The sequence below is a fragment of the Psychrobacillus mangrovi genome (assembly GCF_037104765.1).
Taxonomy (GTDB): domain Bacteria; phylum Bacillota; class Bacilli; order Bacillales_A; family Planococcaceae; genus Psychrobacillus; species Psychrobacillus mangrovi.
The window spans coordinates 50520-67432 of sequence record NZ_JBAWSY010000002.1 but is presented as its reverse complement, the minus strand read 5'-3'; the positions used below and the strand labels follow the sequence as shown (position 1 = coordinate 67432).

General features: G+C 36.1%; 14 protein-coding genes. 11 read left to right on the top strand and 3 right to left on the bottom strand.

Annotated elements, in window-relative coordinates; translation table 11 throughout:
• Window positions 1-588 precede the first annotated feature (588 nt).
• On the bottom strand, window positions 589-1920 hold the full coding sequence (locus WAX74_RS03485; RefSeq protein WP_336496273.1) for an aspartate aminotransferase family protein: 1332 nt from the start codon (window positions 1918-1920) through the stop codon (window positions 589-591).
• A 2-nt stretch (window positions 1921-1922) separates the two neighbouring features.
• A complete protein-coding gene (locus WAX74_RS03480; protein ID WP_336496272.1) occupies window positions 1923-3647 on the bottom strand; it encodes a sigma 54-interacting transcriptional regulator in 1725 nt (574 codons plus the stop codon).
• Between the two features lie 178 nt (window positions 3648-3825).
• Between WAX74_RS03480 and WAX74_RS03475 the strand changes: the two genes are divergently transcribed.
• The 6 genes from WAX74_RS03475 (at window position 3826) to WAX74_RS03450 (ending at window position 10653) form a co-directional block, all read left to right on the top strand.
• Window positions 3826-4983: an amidohydrolase family protein gene (locus tag WAX74_RS03475; protein WP_336496271.1), complete on the top strand. Its 1158-nt coding sequence runs from the start codon at window positions 3826-3828 to the stop codon at window positions 4981-4983.
• A 19-nt stretch (window positions 4984-5002) separates the two neighbouring features.
• Entirely contained in the window at window positions 5003-6385 is a 1383-nt protein-coding gene (locus WAX74_RS03470; RefSeq protein ID WP_336496270.1) for an APC family permease, read from the top strand.
• Complete coding sequence (locus WAX74_RS03465) at window positions 6363-7544, top strand: M20 metallopeptidase family protein (RefSeq protein ID WP_336496269.1); 1182 nt, start codon at window positions 6363-6365, stop codon at window positions 7542-7544. Before WAX74_RS03470 ends, WAX74_RS03465 begins: the two co-directional genes overlap by 23 nt.
• 8 nt (window positions 7545-7552) lie before the next feature.
• Window positions 7553-8896, top strand: a complete 1344-nt coding sequence (locus WAX74_RS03460) for a glutamine synthetase family protein (protein ID WP_336496268.1) — start codon at window positions 7553-7555, stop codon at window positions 8894-8896.
• A 77-nt stretch (window positions 8897-8973) separates the two neighbouring features.
• A complete protein-coding gene (locus WAX74_RS03455) occupies window positions 8974-9183 on the top strand; it encodes a hypothetical protein (RefSeq protein ID WP_336496267.1) in 210 nt (69 codons plus the stop codon).
• 588 nt (window positions 9184-9771) lie between these two features.
• Window positions 9772-10653 (top strand): NAD-dependent epimerase/dehydratase family protein, encoded by an 882-nt coding sequence (locus WAX74_RS03450; RefSeq protein ID WP_336496266.1) that lies wholly within the window; start codon window positions 9772-9774, stop codon window positions 10651-10653.
• Between the two features lie 58 nt (window positions 10654-10711).
• Here WAX74_RS03450 and WAX74_RS03445 read toward each other — a convergent pair whose 3' ends face one another.
• The gene (locus WAX74_RS03445) at window positions 10712-11980 is read right to left on the bottom strand and encodes a S8 family peptidase (RefSeq protein WP_336496265.1); all 1269 of its coding nucleotides are present in this window, start codon (window positions 11978-11980) and stop codon (window positions 10712-10714) included.
• A gap of 129 nt (window positions 11981-12109) precedes the next feature.
• Here WAX74_RS03445 and WAX74_RS03440 point away from each other — a divergent pair, with 129 nt between their 5' ends.
• From WAX74_RS03440 to allD, 5 genes are all read left to right on the top strand, one after another.
• Entirely contained in the window at window positions 12110-13336 is a 1227-nt protein-coding gene (locus WAX74_RS03440; protein WP_336496264.1) for a helix-turn-helix domain-containing protein, read from the top strand.
• A gap of 5 nt (window positions 13337-13341) precedes the next feature.
• Complete coding sequence (locus WAX74_RS03435) at window positions 13342-13473, top strand: hypothetical protein (protein WP_336496263.1); 132 nt, start codon at window positions 13342-13344, stop codon at window positions 13471-13473.
• Between the two features lie 348 nt (window positions 13474-13821).
• Complete coding sequence (locus WAX74_RS03430) at window positions 13822-14826, top strand: LacI family DNA-binding transcriptional regulator (RefSeq protein ID WP_336496262.1); 1005 nt, start codon at window positions 13822-13824, stop codon at window positions 14824-14826.
• 472 nt (window positions 14827-15298) lie between these two features.
• Window positions 15299-15835: an SIS domain-containing protein gene (locus WAX74_RS03425; RefSeq protein WP_336496261.1), complete on the top strand. Its 537-nt coding sequence runs from the start codon at window positions 15299-15301 to the stop codon at window positions 15833-15835.
• 9 nt (window positions 15836-15844) lie between these two features.
• Complete coding sequence (gene allD / locus WAX74_RS03420; protein WP_336496260.1) at window positions 15845-16855, top strand: ureidoglycolate dehydrogenase; 1011 nt, start codon at window positions 15845-15847, stop codon at window positions 16853-16855.
• Window positions 16856-16913: the final 58 nt, after the last annotated feature.

Here is a 16913-nt window from a genome sequence, read left to right as displayed (position 1 = left end):
AGGCACCAGTAACACTCCTGTCATACATTCTACTGTTTATCCCCAGCAAGTGTATTCTTTGAATTTTTATTATTGGTTCCGTTAGTTTCGGGTCTATGTGCATCTGCACATATGTGCTATGGCGAAATAGATCCGTTCTAGCGAGTGTTCTAGAAGCACGAAGAGAAAGAAGACTTGAATACTGTGGAGCAACTAGCACATGTAACCTATACCTTTTATCTCCCGCACACTTATCGCTGTAGAATTGCATGGTATCCAACAAAGAATAGGTTCAGGAGCTCCATTAGAGAAAGATGCCGGATATTTATCCGAGCAGGACTTGAAGCACTAGGCGTTGAATGGATTCCGCGTAATTTGAAAGAAGCTCTAGACCATCTCTCTAAGGATATTGTATCGGCAGAAAGAATTGGACGACCATTTGGCAAGAGTTCATCAAAGTTAAAGAGGAAGAGTGGAACAAACACTTCTATCGTGTGAATGAATGGGAACGTAAATAGTATTCTGAACTTTATAAAAGAAAATTAACCAAATAAAAAAGAAGCTGCCCGAGTCTCGATTAGACTTTGGACAGATTCTTTACATTGGTATTCATCCCCAACCGGCGTATTCTTTCAGTTTTTCTAATTGGAAGTTTCCATTTTCAATGTCTTGGAATGCTTGATCTAAAAAGCTTAGTGCTTCGTTCACTTCATCGGTAGTTATAGAAAGCGGTGGAGTGATTTCTAACACATTTCCGTAAATTCCTACATTATAAATTAGTAAGCCTATTTCATAGCAATGGTAACAAAGGGCTGCCGTTTTTATGGCATCTGGTTTTTTTGAGTCTCGGTCAGTGACAATTTCTACACCAATGGAAAGCCCTTTTCCTCGCACGTCTCCAATACACTCATATTTCTCTTTTAGCTTATGTAGGCCAGTTAAGAACAGATTCCCTTGTTTATCTGCGTTTTCTATCAAGTTTTCCTCTTTGATGATTCGAATGTTTTCGATAGCTGCAGAGGTAGAAATAGGATTTCCACTCGTTGTAAACATATGGCCGGCAGCAACCGTATCCAATATTTCTTTTCTCCCTACTACGGCGCTGATTGGCAGTCCTGCCCCAAGTGATTTACCTAACACTACTGCGTCAGGAATAATTCCGGTATGTTCAAAAGAAAACCATTTTCCTGTTCGGCCCATACCAACTTTAACCTCATCCACTATCAAATAAATTCCATGACGGTCACAGATTTCTCGCAGCTCCTTCAAAAATTGTTCTGGTGGAAGGACAATTCCTCCATCACTTTGAATCGCTTCAATAATAACACCTGCCGTATCTTCAGCAGGGCAAATAGTGGCAAAGACTTCTTCTAAGAAATGCATTGTTTGTTCAGTCAAGTTATCACTTATCCCACTAAAAGGTCTATATACATTCGGGTAAGGAATTTTTACTACATTTCCTTTCCCTTCAAATTTAGCCTGTGCACTATGCCCCGAAAGAGAAGAGGCACCCATCGTTTGCCCATGATAAGAACCGATAAATGAAATCATCTTATTTCGACCTGTAGAGACCGGAAGAAACTTACTAATTAAATCATTTGCATCAGAACCGGAGTGTCCGAACCATACTTTCTTTTCAAAATTACCTGGAACAATCTCCACCAGTTTATCCGCTAATTGAATCATTGTTTCGCTTGGAGCACTTAATTGTGTCGTAAAAGAGAGTTTTACATATTGATCATGAATAACTTTTGCAATAGATTCTCTCCCATAGCCAACGTTTGCTACTGCCCATCCAGCTGTTAAATCAAGGTATCGTTGATCATTGGTATCGGTAATATAACAACCTTTTGCCTCTTTCACTGTAATTGGATGGAAACGAAGCTTCAAGCCTTCCGAAATAAGCTCTTTATCTTTTTGGAGCAGCTCTTCTTGATTCATTTCTAAATCTCTCCTCGCATAATGGTAATTTCGTATTTTTTGATTTTATAATTTAAACTTTGTCGTGTAATACCAAGCTTCTCAGCAGCATTTGTAATATGGAAATTGGTGTTTTTAAGTGTGTTAGCGATAATCTCTTTTTCAAAAGATTCTACTTGCTCAGTTAACGACAGGGAAGAAGGTTTATAAGTAATGGTGGAATCAACAACTGCTAATGCAGATTGTTCTTTTAGTATATAAACCGGCAAATGTTCAGCAGTTATTATTGTGCCGTTACCCAATAGAGCAGTGGCACCTTCAATGATGTACTCTAGCTGTCTTATATTACCTGGGAAATTATATTTTAATAAGATTTCAAGTGCTTCTTCCGAAATGCTAATGGAATTTTCATGGAGCATAAATTGTTTTTTCAGGAAGTGTTCGATAAGTAATGGGATATCCTCTTTTCTTTCACGAAGGGAGGGAACTCGCATAGACACTCCTGCCAAAATATAAAACATTTCCTCTAACAAGTGATTGTTTTTAAGCGCTATTTCGGGTTTTTCGTTCATTAAAGAGATAAACCTAATGTTAATTGGTACCTCTGAGGTTCCATTATCTACAAGTAATTTATGATCACGCAATACTCTTAATAGTTTTTCTTGCAATGAAACATCAATAGCATTTACCTCATCTAATAATATAGTTCCCCCATTTGCTAGTGCTAATAATAATCCAGTGGATTTACTATCTCCAAATAATGTTTTTTCCAATAATGGACTTGATATTGCTCCGCAATTCAAGTTAAAGAAAGGTCTATTTTTCGTAATATGACTAGCGATAAAATTTTTCCCTACACCTTTTTCTCCATAAACTAGAACATTTGAGGACGAATTGGAAACACTTTCTATATCCCCAAAAATTTTTTGCATTGTTTTATTTATACTAGTTAGGGAAGGGGGAGTAATTATCTCTTGATCTATTTCTTTTACAGCTTGCGTATAGCTTTCTTCAAATTTCATTTGTATCATGTCACTAACTATCATATCGGTTTTTGAAAAGTCTCGAACTATTGATAATGCACCTATTTTTTTGTTCCCCAAAAAAAGAGGCTCACTTGTATTACTAACCGTGTATTTCTTGCCACTATTCGAAAAAAAAGATTCGTTTTGTATTACTTTTCTTTCTTCCACTAAAGAGTTTAATAGTGGATCGACTTTAAATGTTGCTTTTTTAAACACCGATTCATAAGGTTCTTCTCTCACACCAGATGGTTCTTTAGAATCTAACTCTCCCAATTTTTTATTATAAAAAACGATTTTTTGATTGTTATCAATAAAACAAACACCTTCTTCTACCCTATCTAAAATGTTATGGAACAATCGTAATTGATTATTTGCTTCGTTTAATTCATTAAGAGTGTTTTGAAGAGCTGTAATATTTTTAAACACAATTAATATATTTTCTTTGTCTATGCAACGAAAGTTTGCAAGTAAGTGATTTAAACCGATTGAAATTGTGATATTTCGCATATCTTGTTTGTTTACCATAAATAAATCTAAGTCTTTCGAATGAATGAGGAAATTAAGTGGTTTTCCGATCAAATCACTTTTTGTTAGTTTTGGAAAATAATCAAGAACTGCTTTATTTACCGATGTTATAAAACCCTCCAGATCCGCAATAATAACCCCTTCAAAAAGGGAAGGAGCGATCTTTTCAAAACCAATATTTGTTGAGAGATGTTTCAATTTTTGTCACCTCCGAAAAATTTCTTTCGACTAGTTGTCTATAAACTCTGAATAATCTTATAATCGAGTCTATCATACTTAATAATTTAGTTGTACAGTATTTTTTACAAATTTTATTAAGTGAAGAAAGATATTTTTCGCAAAATTTTTTTCGTAAATAGTAAGGAGGAAAATATTAGTGGGAAAAGTTAGTTTAAGTGGAATCAAAGTAGTGGATGTACATGCACACCCATTTTCGGCTAGTAAAGAGTTGGAAACACCGGTTAGTTTTTTAAGAAAGTTATCTCTTTCTGTTATTCCAGAAATGTTTTCAAGCATTGATAGGATTGAGAAGCACCAGCCTTATCCAGGGTCAAATATGTGGATTCAACTACTCCTTAGAAGTATGTCCAACTACTATGGATGTGAAGAAGATCTGAAGTCTATTGTGGATATTCGTAATAAAAAAGCAAAAGATTATAGCGCTTATTCAATAGAATTGTTTGAAGATGTAAATCTAGTTGGAACCATTATGGATTTTGGTTATCCTCAACCACCTTTAAATCGAAAAGAGTTTGAAAAACTTTGCGGAACACAGGTTTGGGAGATAAGTCGAATTGAACCAGTAATGACTTCTCTTGGAAAGCAAAATCTGTCGTTTGACGATTTTATGGAAAAATATCAAAATCAATTGACCCGGGATTTGAGTAAGGAAGAAGTAGTTGGTCTAAAAACAATTATTGCGTATCGTAGCGGGCTTGAAGTTCAAGAGATGAACAAAGAAGATGCGGAAAAAGCATATCAAGAATTTCTGGAAAATGATCGTTCTCCAGCTAAAGCATTTAGAGATTACTGCTTTCACATAGCGATGGAAGCGTGTACAAAAGCGGATAAGTTTATGCATATTCATACGGGAATCGGCGATGGAGAAGTTGTCATGACGAAAGCTAGCCCAAGTTTCTTGCTAGATACACTTCGAAAAGAAAAGTATAAAAATACGAAGGTTCATTTAGTGCATGGAGGGTATCCGTGGATGGAAGAAGCAGCTTTTATTGTTAGTATTCTTCCAAATGTTTATATGGATATCTCCTTGCAAAATCCATTTACAGGTCATGGGGTGGAGCGAATTATTTCACAAGTTCTGGAGTTGGCTCCTTTTGACAAAGTAATGTACGGTTCCGATGCATTTACTGTTCCAGAAATGAATTGGATGGGAGTTAAGCTGTTCATCGAATGTTTTGAACGTGTATTAAATGGCTGGGTGGAAAAAGATTATATGAGTGCTGAAAAGGCGCGATACATCGGGGAAATGATTTTATACAAAAATTTTGAAGAAGCTTATCAAATAAAATTATAAAGTACTAGGGGGATAAGAAATGAGTCAAAAACTAACGTTAGACTTAGAGCCTAAAAGAACATTGAAGTTTTGGCATATTTGGGCTTTAGGGGTTGGAGCGGTTGTCGGTGATGGAATCTTTTTATTGATGGGCCAAGGAATAGCGATTGCAGGACCGAGTTCTATAGTATCGTATATGCTCGCAGGTTTTTCTCAGTTGTTTCTAATTATTGCGTTAACTGAAATGGCAGTTGCAATGCCAAATGCCGGGGCTATGTCCATGTGGGTAGAGAGATTTATGGGTAAATCGTGGGGTTTCTTAGCTGGTATTACGTTTGCTATTGGATGGATTATTGCAGGGGGGAGTGTAGGTCTTGCTCTAGGAAAAATCACTATGTGGTACTTTCCTAATTTGACAGGTGAGTGGTGGCCAGCTTTCTTTGCTATTTTATTTATTACTATATTTGCTGGTATTAATATGTTAGGTACAGTGATAGCAGCTCGTACGCAGTTATATTTAGTCCTTGCATTAGTAGGGGTAATGGTTTTATTTGCAATTCTTGGTTTTAAAGAAGTAGATTTTAATAACTTTACACCGTTTATGCCACATGGTTTAGAAGGATTCTTCGGAGCAATTCCGCTTGGAACATATGCTTATTTAGGAGCACTGACACTAGTAACCGCAGGTGCAGAAGCAATTAATCCAGAAAGAGATTTACCAAGAGGATTAATTTGGTCAAGCATAACTTTTATAGCGATTTATTCGTTCGCACATTTTGTCCTACAAGGTATCATCCCTTGGAATCAAGTTACAATAGAAAGTTCTCCATTTACTGTAGCCGCTGGAAAAGTATTTGGAGTAGCAGGTGCGTTTATCATGAATACTGCTGCATGGATTGCTGCTGCAACTACTATTTTAATGGGAACAATTTATGCTACATCTCGTATTTTCTATCAACAGGCACGAGAAGGAATGCTTCCAAAATTTTTGGGAACTATTCATCCTAAAACTTATACACCAGTAAACGCAATTATTGTGATATGGGCGGCTACTATTGTATTAATTTTGATTGGTCAAATCAATCCAGATTTTATTTATATTGAGTTATCAAATCAGTTAGTAATTGCATGGTTATTCTCTTGGTTCCTTGCGCTGATTGCTGGGGTTATATATCGAGTTAAGTGTAAAGAAGAGATTAGTAAATTATCTTGGAAGCAGCCGTTATTTCCGTTGTTTCCTATATTGGGATTTATTAGTATAGTAGGGATTCTATATGGATCTTTCATCAGTTCATTGATGACTCTAATACGAGGCGGAATCTGGTTAACCATATTATTCGTTTTATTTATTATTTTTAATAAAAATGCCTTTAAAGATAAGAAAGAAAAGGAAGCTACAAATGAATCAACCAATTTTAACTGAACTAAGTGATGAAATAGTTAATATACGTAGATTTTTGCATCAATATCCAGAGTTGTCTTTCAAAGAATTTGAAACTTCTGCATATATCCAAAGCTTGTTGGAAGGCTGGGGAATCCCCTATCAAATTATTGGTGATACAGGCGTATTTGTAGATATTGTAGGATCAAGTAGAGGTCCTGCAATCGGGTTAAGAGCAGACATTGATGCTTTACCGATCAAAGAGGAATCGGATGTTGAGTTTATTTCGAAAAGAGATCATGTGATGCATGCTTGTGGTCATGATGGCCATACAGCAATATTACTAGGAACGGTGTATGAATTGTATAAGCATAAAGAGCTTCTAAAAGGAACAGTTCGTTGCATTTTTCAACCAGGTGAAGAGGCTGATGGAGCAGCTTTAGCCCTTATTGAAAAAGGAATTTTAATGAATCCAACTATTGAGGCTGTAGTAGGGCTGCATGTGTGGCCGTATGTTCCATTCGGAGCAGTTGGCATAAAAGAAGGAAGTATAACCGCTTCTTGTGATGATTTTAAAATTGTCATCAAAGGGCAGGGTGGACATAGTGCTCGACCTCATCAAGCAGTGGATGCGATTGCGATTTCTGCACAGCTGATACAGAATCTCCACACGATTACTGCCAAAAGCTTTAATCCCGTGCATCCCAGGGTTATTCACGTTGGAAAGATAAGTGGGGGAGAAGCAAGTAATGTAGTAGCGGATATGGTGGTTTTAGAAGGCACAGTTCGAGCATTACAACCAGATGTGAGAAAAAAGCTAAGAACAGAAATTGAAAAAGTATGTAAAGCTGCTGAAGTTCAGTGGGATGCAAAGGTAAAGGTAGAATTTATTTTAGGTGCACCACCAATTGAAAATGATCGTTTTATTACAAAAGAGTTTGAAGAATTGGCGACACAATTACTTGGAGCGGAAAAAGTATATAAATTAAAAGACCCTTCCATGGGAGCTGATGATTTTGGGTACTTTTCCGAAGCGGTACCAAGTTTGTATTTTCGCTTAGGAATAAAAAAAGATCATGAAGTATCCTATGATTTACATCATCCTAAATTCCATTTCGATGATACAGTTTTAGCTACAGGAGTTAATCTTTACGTTAACTTTGCTATGAAATTATTAAAGAATATTAGTTTAATGGAGTGAGGTATTAAGTGACAACTAGAGAACAAGTACTAGAGAGAATTGAAAAAGAAGGAATTGAATATATTCGCATTGAGTTTTTAGATTATACAGGCGTAACTAGAGCTCGTACTATAAAAAAATCAAGCATTAAAAGTGCTATGGAAGATGGTGTGAATTTTAGCGCAGCTATTATGGACTTTACTATGTTTGATACGTATGTTCCAAATCCTTTATATGGACCAAATGATGGAGATTTTTTTGCTATTCCGGACCCTGATACTTTCGTCGTTTTACCACATCGCAGAAATACGGCAAGAATGTTTTGTGATTTAGTAGATGAAAATGGAAACCCATGGGAAGGTTGCCCACGTGGTGTTTTGAAAAAATTATTAAAAGAAGCAGAGGAAGTTTTAGGCGGAAAATTATTTATGGTTTATGAGCAGGAAGCATATTTATTAAAAGAAGAAAACGGAAATTTAGTACCAGCTGATAGTAGTGCATGTTTTTCTTCTGATGGTTTAGATATTCAAGAAGCGTTTACGCAAAAGTTTATAGAAACGATGGCTAAAATGGGCGTGGAAACGGAACAAATGTCTAGCGAATTTGGACCAGGACAAGTGGAAATTAACTTGAAATACGATGAGTGTTTAAAAGCAACGGATGATCAAGTAACCTTTAAGCAATTGTTTAAACATTTGGCAAGAGATATGGGAATGGTAGGGACACTAGCGCCTAAGCCTTTCAATCATTTGGCGGGAAGCGGACTTCATATTCATATTAGTCTGTTCGATGGAGCAAAGAACTTATTCAAGGATTTAAATGACGAAAGAGGTTTAGCTCTTTCAGAAAAGGCGTATCATTTCATGGGTGGTATTTTGCATCATGGGAAATCATTAGCTGCTATTGGGGCACCGACAATGAATTCATATAAACGTATGGTTCCAGGATCATGGGCACCTGCACATGTGTGCTATGGCGCAGGAAATAGATCTGTTCTGGTGCGTGTTCTAGAACCACGTAGAGAGAGAAGATTTGAATACCGTGGAGCAGATGGCACATGTAACCCATATCTTCTATCTGCAGCACTTATCGCTGCTGGATTACATGGCATTCAACAAAGAATGGATCCAGGAGCTCCATTAGAAAAAGACGCAGGTTCACTATCAGAACAAGAACTAGAAGCGCTAGGGATTGAATGGATTCCACGTAATTTGAAAGAAGCTCTAGACCATCTCTCAAAAGATACAGTACTGGCAGATAGAATTGGACGACCAATTTGGCAAGAATTCATCAAAGTAAAAGAGGAAGAATGGAACAAACACTTCTATCGCGTGGATGAATGGGAACGTAAATTATATGCTGAACTTTTTTAAAAAAAATTAACCAAATAAAAGGGGGCTGTCCCAAAGTCGAATAGCGGATCGACTTTGTAGGGCAGCCCTTTTATGGGTTGTGGAAGATTATATTAGATTGGACGATATCACGGACAGTGATTTGTCCCAGGTATCGTCCAGAGTTTGTAGCATATCCGACGACAGTAGGTGAAGTAACTGATGCATCTACGAATATTCGTGCAGTGTTACCAGTACGCCAGCAACTAGCAGAGCGCCTCCAGATACAATGGCTTCACCTTGTGGATCTCCAGAATTTGCATCTGTGAATAAAGAAATACTTAAAACTATGATTTCTAATAGGTTTACTATCTCCTAAGTAGCAATTACAGTAGCAATCTCATTTGCAGCATTCGCATAGAAAAACATCTAATTGGTAAAGTTACATCTAAGGTTGGAAGTCCATGAGGAGCAAATGTGGTCCTGAACGTAACGGTTTGATTGAACGCTGAATTTGGCGCAAAATATAAGCGTTACTACCATCGATCAGTGGGGAAATTATAGACGGTGGGGTAGGCACTTTCGGTGAGGAAGCGTTCTAGGTGACGCTGCAGTGTCAGCAATAACTACTGTTTTAGCTGGAGTCAAAGAACCAATCTTAGTAATAAAAAAGGGCTGTTCCAGAGTCGGTTAGCGGATCGACTCTAGGAACAGCTCTTTGTGGTAGTTCATGGGTGTGAAAGATTTTAATAGATTTACCAAAGTTGGCATACAATAACTTATGGTTTATTAAATTGAAGAGCTGGTCCAATTGATTAGTTTATTAAAAATTTAATAGATTTTGGTTAAAAACTTTGTTGTAAGGAAGATTCAAATTATAATAGTAGAAAAACGAAACAGTTAAAGGGGATTAGAAAATGAAAAAGGCTTTAGTTTTAGGAGGCACACGGTTTTTTGGGGTGCATTTAGTAGAAGCTTTATTAGAAAAAGGATTTGAGGTTACGATTGCGACAAGAGGGAAAACAGAGGATCCATTTTCAACTAGAGTGAATAGAATCGTAGTAGATCGACTGAATCTGTTGGAAAATAAGCAACTCCTAGATAACGTGACTTGGGATATTGTATTTGACCAAATCTGTTATTCTTCACAGGAGGCATTGGCTGCAATTGAGGTTTTCAAAGACAATACGAAGAAATATGTTTTCACTTCCTCTAAGTCCGTATATGACGAAGGGAATGCAGAAACAGGATATGTAGAAGAGGATTTTATTCCAATTGAGCATCCTATTGTTATTGGGCCAAAAGAAGATTTTACTTATAATGAAGGAAAACGACAGGCTGAAGCGGTGTTTTTCCAAAAAGCTCCTTTCCCTGTCGTCGCTGTTAGATTTCCAATAGTGATTGGTTTGAATGATTACACGGAACGACTTAAATTTTATGTGGAGAGAATAGTCAATCAAGAGGAAATCAATTTAGTGAATCTAGATGCTGCTATAGATTTTATCTCGGAAGAGGAAGCAGGGCAATTCTTAGCTTGGATAGGTCTTTCTGAATTCACTGGGCCAATAAATGCAACTTCCAATGGAAGCGTAATATTACAAGATATGATTAATATAATAGAAGAAAAAGCAAAAACTTCTGCAAAAATAATTTCTACCAAAATTGAAAGTAGTGTTTCTCCCTTTAATATTTCGGAGACTTGGTTAATTCGAAATGAACAAGCAAAGGAATTAGGGTTTGAATTTAGAGAGTTAAAGGAATATTTACCTGAGTTAGTAGAGGATTTATTAAAGCATTAAAATAATTAGCCCTCCACTTGGTATAGTGGAGGGAGGGGGGATTATTTAAGTAAATCTTTTATTGCACACGAGCAAATCCAAAACCGGAAGCGTAATCATCGCCAGTTGATGCGCCGATTCCACCTTTAATATCAACTTCTTTAGCACGGCTTTGTAGATTTGTACGAAGTTGTGTATTGGACCAAGTTGGATTTTGAGCCCAAACTTTAGCAGCAAGTCCTGCAACGTGAGGAGTTGCCATGGATGTACCACTTATTGTGTTATATCCACCATTATTCCAAGTAGAATAAATGGAAGCCCCTGGTGAAGAGATTTCTATATCACCTTGTTGGATAACATAGTCACCATCTGTCGAGTTATATCCTCGAGATGAAAAGTCTGCTACACGGTATGTTCCGTTTTGCTGACGATTTTCAAGTGCTGCTACTGCTATTGCATTTACAAGTGCTCCTGGATATCCAATGGAGCCTTGTGCTGGTCCAGAATTTCCAGCGGCTGCAACGATAAGCACACCTTTGCCGTATGCATAGTTTACTGCGTTAGTAATTAAGCTATTGCTTACAGAAGAGCCTAGAGACATATTGATAACTGTTTTTGTACCTGTTGCCACCGCTTGATCTGCAGTGTGTTGAATAGCTGCAGCGATATCATCGGAATATCCTGACCCATCACTTCCTAAAACTTTATACGCCCAAAGGTCAGCTTCAGGAGCTACTCCATAAATACCTGCTTTGTCACTTCCACCATCTGCTAATGCGGTACCAGCTACATGGGTTCCATGACCATTACCATCGGTACAGCTACCATTAACTAAAGGGGTAGATCCTGTAAAGTCTTTACATTGCTCTACTGTGTTAACTAAATCATAATGGCTAGTGTTTACTCCCGAGTCTAGAACTGCGATATTTATACCTTGTCCACCTGAAGTGGTAGTAAGATTGCTATTATTATAGATTGCTTTTATACCCCAAGGGACTTGTTGTGTCGGATACTCTCCTGCAAGTGCTTCAAATTCGGAGGCACGTACATCCGTATCCAATGTTACAATGTCCACTTTTGTTACAGTTACATTTTTATTCTTTTGCAATGCTTCAAATTGTTTTTGATTCATATTTGTTGAGAATCCGTTCTCTGTTAATTCCCAGCGAGCGTTATACTGGTCTTTTAAAGTAGATTTCGTTGTTTTGTTGTTTGCTTCCACGTAAACGCGGAAAGTTTCCGAGGAGTTTTTGTCTTCACTAGGTGGTGTAGCGCCTGCGACTTGAATTGGTGCGGATAAAGTCCCTGCAATTAGTGCACTTAGTACGAGCATTTTTACTTTTCTCATTCTTCTTGACTCCTTTTCGGTTGGTTTTTTAGTACACTTTTAAACTATCACATAATAAATCTTTTGTTTATTGGGAAAATTTCGATTATTATATAATGATAGTAGATTTTAAGTGTAGGGGTTGAGATTGTGCAGATTGGCTCATTGATCAAGTACCACCGAACGAAAAAGGGAATAACGCAGAGGGAGCTAGCGATGGGGATTTGTTCAATTCCTCATCTCAGTAAAATAGAGAATAATGCGAAGGATGCCAACAAAGAAACGTTACGATTGTTGCTAGAGAGATTGTCCATTAACTTGCAGGATGTTGAAAAAAGTGAGCAAAATATTCGACATTTACTTAAAGAGTTTTTAGATCATATTCAGTATTATGAGAAAGAAAAAATAACAGAGGCACTTAATCAATTAGAAAACTATGAAGATATCATTATTTTTACTGACTATGCTTATATGTATGAGCTATATAGGTTAAGATATTATATATTTATTAACGATTATAATAAGGGCGAGGAACAGTTAAAGTGGTTGCAGACACAGAAGCAGAATTTTTCCCAACAAGAGCAGTTTTTACTTTCTTATTTTGAGGGGTTACTTTTAATATTAAGAGGAAAATATTTTGAAGGTGATGAACTACTATCTCTCCTAGTTCAGGAGGACCGCAGATTAGGATCTTTAGAAGGTGAATTTTACTATCATTTAAGTTTTGTTAAGGGATATTTAAAGCAGCATAGTCAAGCAATACATTACGGAAAAATATCTTTGCAAGCATATAATGAACACTATAATTTTAAGAGAATTCTTCATGTCCTTATGATGTTAGCAATTAACTATTCTCACGCTAAACTGTATGATGAGGCTCTTGAAATGTATAGTCATTTAATTAGAAATGCGGAAATGTTCAATCAGTTGGATCTTCTGCCGCGGATATATAATAATATAGGAAATCTTCATGAGGCGATGGATAATCTTTCTATTGCGCTCGCTTATTTTAAGAAAAGTATATCCTTAATGCCAAAAGAAAACGAAAGCTATCTATTTTGTTTATATAATGTTGCTTATACCGAGTACGCGTTAGAACTTTGGGAAGAATCCAAAGACAGCTTTGAATTATTAAAAGAAGAAGCTACAAAAATGAGGGTAATACATATTCGTTTATTCTCACTTTTTTACTTAAAATTATTAAACGATAAAAAAAACGATGCTATGGCGTTTCTGGAAGAAAAGGTTATTCCTTATACAGCTAATCTTGTGGAGTTAAGAGGCGCACATGAACATTTTTCAAATTTGCTAGCTGATTATTATAAAAAAGAAAATAAGTTTGAAAAGGCTGTCCAATTTATTGTTAAAGGGGAATGAAGTATATGAAGAAATCTATTTTAATCATAATAATTTTTGCCGTGTCTATTATGGCATATTCGAATAGTGAAATTATTGTAACTGCTGTTGATTCAATCGACGGATATAGAACGATTACAGTTCCTCCGCCATTGTAATCACAGTTGGAAACTAAGCTAATAATGAGCAGCTCAAAACTTTTATGTTTTGAGCTGTTTTTTATATCAGCAAAATTATTTGGCGTCCGATAAAAGGGATTCAGCCATTCATTTCTCTTATAACATTATCAATATTTCGTATATAAGTTAAGAGGTTAACTATTATTGAACAATAAAGTGAAGGAGGAGACTAATACTTATTTAAGAAATTGAGTTAATTAAGTCTCAAAAGTATTTTGAACTTGAAGAATATTCTTAAGATTTAGTATTGATTTTGAAAGGGCTTTCAACTATACTTTTAATAAATCGATTTAGTAAATCGGTTTAATATTTGAAAAGAGGATTAATATGAAGAAAGTTACAATGGCCGATGTCGCGTTAAAGGCTGGATGTTCCAAAAGCACGATCTCACAGTTTATAAATAATCGATTTGAGTATATGGCCCCTTCCACTCAGGATAGAATTCGTGAAGCTATTAGTGAACTTGGATATATACCAAACTTTGCTGCGAAAAGTCTTAAGCAAAAAAAATCTGCTACTATTGGTGTCATTGTGGCAAACATTCTCCATACTTTTTCTACTGAAATAATACGTGCTATTGAAGATGAGTGTGGAGTGAATAATTTCCATTTGTTTGTATGTAATGCCGATGATAACCCTGAAAAAGAGCGTGATTACATTGATATGCTTATGGCAAAGCAAGTAGATGGACTAATAATATTTCCTACAAATGGGAATTTAGATCTATATGAACGTCTAAAAAAAGATAACTTTCCTATAGTCTTTGTGGATAGAAAAATTGATGAACCATTGTATCCAGCAATATTATTGGACAATAAAAAAGCTGCACATCTGGCTGTTGAATCCATTCTTCAAAAAAATAGAAAAGAAATTGCCATTGTTGCAACTTCTATAATTCGGAATGTTACACCTCGAGTTGAGCGAATAGAAGGGTTTAAAGAAGCATTGTTAAAACATAATATAGAGCCTGTTAGTGAATGGATTGTTGCTGTTAAGAGAACGGATATTATTAATCGACTTGAGAAGATATGGTCTTCGCACAATAGACCAAAAGCATTTTTTGCTACAAATGACTTGTCGCTGATAGAATTATTAAAATTTATTAAAGATAAAAATATCCAAGTTCCACAGGAGGTAAGTGTAATTGCAATAGATGATTCTCCATTCTTAGAGATATGGACTCCATCGATTACTGTTATTAAACAGCCTACCTTTGAAATGGGTAAGGATGCTGTAAAAAGTCTATTGCTTCTGTTAAATGATGATGAATTAGATACTGAGTACCAAATCAAACGGTATCCTCCGACTCTAATCGAGCGGAAATCATTATAGATGCAAGGAGAAAGTCGTTATGACAACCAATTTTCAGGTTTTAACAATTGGAGATCTATCATAACGATGAACCACGCGAGAAACCTATGAGAAAATATTCTCTTCTGTAGTTATATTATTGACTGGACTTGATGTAATTAAATTAATTACTGGTTTGGAATCAAAGTTTGACTCGGAAAATTTTTTAAAAATATAAGTTTAATAATTTTGAAAAGATGGTGAAAAGAGTTCAAGGCTATATCGGAATGGTGAATGGATAGAAGTAAAAGCATTTAATGTTAGTGTAATAGATCCAGTCGATGCAGGATTTATCTAAAGTTATCTTCATAATTTTTCACCGTTAGAGACGCTGAAATTGCAAATGATTTAGGTTCTCTTGTCACAAGAGTTCCAGGTGATAATGAAGGACTTCCATACTTCGAATAGGTGAACGCTTTCATTCATAATTAAACCATTATTGGAAGGTGATTCTATGAATACAATTTCAACTGTTATTGGCGAAATAAATGAAGTTTGCTCACAAATAAATGAGATGGAATATTCTTACCTTGTAGATTTATTACGAAGTAAAGATCGATTTTTCTTTAGTGGAGAAGGTAGATCAGGACTCATTGCTAAAGCGGTAGCGATGAGACTAATGCATACTGGAAAGACGGTTTTTGTAATTGGTGAGACAACGACCCCAGCTATTGAAACGTCAGATGTGTTGATAGTCCTTTCGGGTTCAGGAAAAACCTCTAATACACTACATATGTTAGAAAACACTTTAAAAATAGGAGCATTAGCCTTTCTAGTGACCGCTAATAAAGAAAAACTTAAAACTTATAAGGGGCTATTTTTACATGCCGCAACAAAAGATCGAGTGTTAGGTGAACCTAACACGATACAGCCATTAGGAAATCAGTTTGATCAAGCTGCACATATAATTTTAGATGCGGCAATTATTGATAGTTTGAATAATAATTGGTCAAATGAAATACTGAAAAACAAACATTACAATTTGGAATAGGGGGGCCCTATGTCGACGGTTACTATAAATCATGAGGAAGCAAAAAGACATGCTGTCAAGAAACTATTAAATGTTGGTTTAAAAGAAGACCATGCTAATAAAGTAGCAGAAATTCTTGTACATGCAGATTTAAGAAATGTAAATTCACATGGACTTTTGAGAATAGAACATTATGTCAATCGTTTGATGGCAGGAGGAATAAATGCGAATGCAAATATTTCTTTTCATCAAACAGGACCTGTGACAGGTATTGTTGACGGTGATGATGGATTTGGTCATGTTATAGGTGATATAGCAATGAATCATGCTATACAGATGGCAAAAGCAAATGGAGTAGGAATGGTCACTGCATTGAATAGTAGTCATTGCGGTGCACTAAGCTATTTCGTACAAAAAGCTGCTGAATTGAATTTAATCGGAATAGCGATGACTCATACAGATAAAATTGTTGTTCCATTTGGGGGAAAAAATTCATTCTTAGGTACAAACCCAATAGCATACGGTGTTCCCGCTAAAAGACACAAGCCGTTCATTTTGGACATGGCTACTTCCACCGTCGCTCTCGGAAAAATACTGCAATACAAAGCAGAGGGTAAATCTATTCCGCAGGGGTGGGGAGTCGATAAAGATGGTAACCAAGTTACAGATCCTTCAGAAGTAGTTTCTTTAATCCCTTTTGGTGGACCTAAAGGCTACGGGTTATCTCTAATGGTAGATATTTTTTCTGGGTTACTTGCAGGTGCTGCATTTGGTCCACATATTGGAAAAATGTATGAGAATCTTGATAAGAAACGGAAGCTTGGGCATTACTTCTGCGTTATAAATCCAGAATATTTCACTAATTCAGAGGGATTTTTAAGGAATATGGACTTAATGATAGATGAACTTCATGCCTCCGAACCTGCTCCAGGATTCTCCCAAGTATATATTCCAGGTGAGTTAGAGCAATTAAATGAAGAAGCAAATAGAAAGAATGGCATAACCATTGCTGCATCAGTTTTAGAATATTTAACAAACTAATAAAATTTGAAAGGGGTGATATTACTTACATTGGGAAATAAGGTTTGTATATCTATTA